Here is a 1653-nt window from a genome sequence, read left to right as displayed (position 1 = left end):
AATTGATCGAGGCGGTCGGCGCGCGATACCGGGCATGCGATCGGTCGAGTAAGGGCAAGGTGCTCGATGAGTTCGTTGCGGTCACGGGGTTCCATCGCAAACATGCGATGAGGGTTCTCCGGCAGGAAGCATTGGACCGAACTCCTGGGCGTGTCGGGCGCAGGATCTACGATGAGGCTGTGCGCACTGCGCTAGTGGTGTTGTGGGAGGCGAGCGACCGTTTATGCGGCAAGCGGCTAAGGCCGCTGATTCCGATCCTTGTCGAAGCGATGGAGGGTCATGGCCACCTCGATCTGGCACCGCAGGTCAAGGCCAGTCTGTTCCAGATGAGCCCGGCGACTATCGACCGTTCACTGCGCGCCATACGGGAGGCAAGCCAGACGAAGAAGCGGCGGCGTGGCGTATCTGGAACCGAGCTCCGCCGCAGCGTACCGATCCGCACATTCGACGACTGGGGTGATCCGGCGCCGGGGCACATGGAGGTCGATCTGGTCTCGCACAGCGGACCGGCAGCGAAAGGTAGCTGGGCCTGGACGTTCTCTTTGACCGACATCGCGACGGGCTGGACTGAATGCGCACCGTTACTGGTGCGCGAACAGACGCTGCTGGTGGCTGTGCTTACCGAACTGCGCAGGCTGATGCCCTTCCCCTTGTTGGGATTCGACTCTGACAACGACAGCGTATTTATCAACGAGACGGTGCGCGATTATTGCGTGGCTCATGGGATCGCGTTCACCCGCTGCCGTCCTTATCGCAAGAATGATCAGGCCTGGGTTGAGCAGAAGAACGGTTCCGTCGTTCGGCGCCTGACGGGCTATCGCCGGTTCGAAGGGCTGGAGGCCACGGGAGCGTTAGCCGAATTGTACACGGCGGCCCGCCTGTTTGTGAACTTCTTCCAGCCATCGTTCAAGCTTGCCGAGAAGCAACGTGAGGGAGCCAAGGTCTACAAACGATACCATGCTCCCGCGACGCCGTTCCAGCGGTTGCTGGCCGACCCACGGACCTCTGAGGAGACGCGCCGGAGCCTCCGCGAGGCGTTCGCCGATCTCGATCCGGTCCAGCTGTTGCGGGACATCCGGACGGCGCAAGAAAAGTTGGTGCGACTGGCCGACGGGGCAGCCGTAATGAACCGATCGGAACCCTCGCCGCCAACCCTGGATGCGTTCATGACGAGCCTGCGAACCTTGTGGCACGACGGCGAGGCGAGGCCCACTGCAACCGCAAAGGCTCCGCAGAAGCGTTGGCGCCGCCGTCCTGATCCGCTTGTCACGGTGACCGAACAGTTGAAGGCGTGGTTCGAGGAGGAGCCATGGCGCACCGGTCGGGAGTTGCTCGAGAAGCTACAGGTTGAGCAGCCTGGCGATTATCCGGATGGTCTGCTGCGGACTGTGCAGCGCCGGTTGAAGGTGTGGCGATCAGAAAAGGCGCGTGCCTTGGTATTGAACCCGGCAGCTGGGCCCGCTGGCAGGCCCTTGGGGGCAGAGACCGTCTCTTCGTTGCCGCGCGACTGGGTACCGCTCCGCGTCGCCTCCGGCTCCACTGCGCGGCACCCAGTCGCGCAAGGAATAGTCAGTGAGGGCGATGTCCTGTAGGGAGCATTTACGTGAGGCAATGGCTATGCCGCTCGGGAACATCGCTTAATGAGGCAACACG

The 1653-nt window shown here is 62.7% G+C and carries 1 protein-coding gene; it reads left to right on the top strand.

The genetic code is table 11. From position 1 onward, the window contains the following. Nucleotides 1–2: 2 nt before the first annotated feature. Nucleotides 3–1592 carry an integrase catalytic domain-containing protein gene (locus EWH12_RS21800; RefSeq protein WP_165363705.1) on the top strand — a complete coding sequence of 530 codons (1590 nt, stop codon included), beginning with the start codon at nucleotides 3–5 and terminating at the stop codon, nucleotides 1590–1592. The last annotated feature ends 61 nt before the right edge of the window (nucleotides 1593–1653 follow it).

The organism is Sphingobium cupriresistens, from assembly GCF_004152865.1.
Classification (GTDB): Bacteria; Pseudomonadota; Alphaproteobacteria; order Sphingomonadales; family Sphingomonadaceae; genus Sphingobium; species Sphingobium cupriresistens.
Note: the sequence above shows the minus strand (reverse complement) of the source record. Positions and strands in the feature narration are given on the sequence as shown.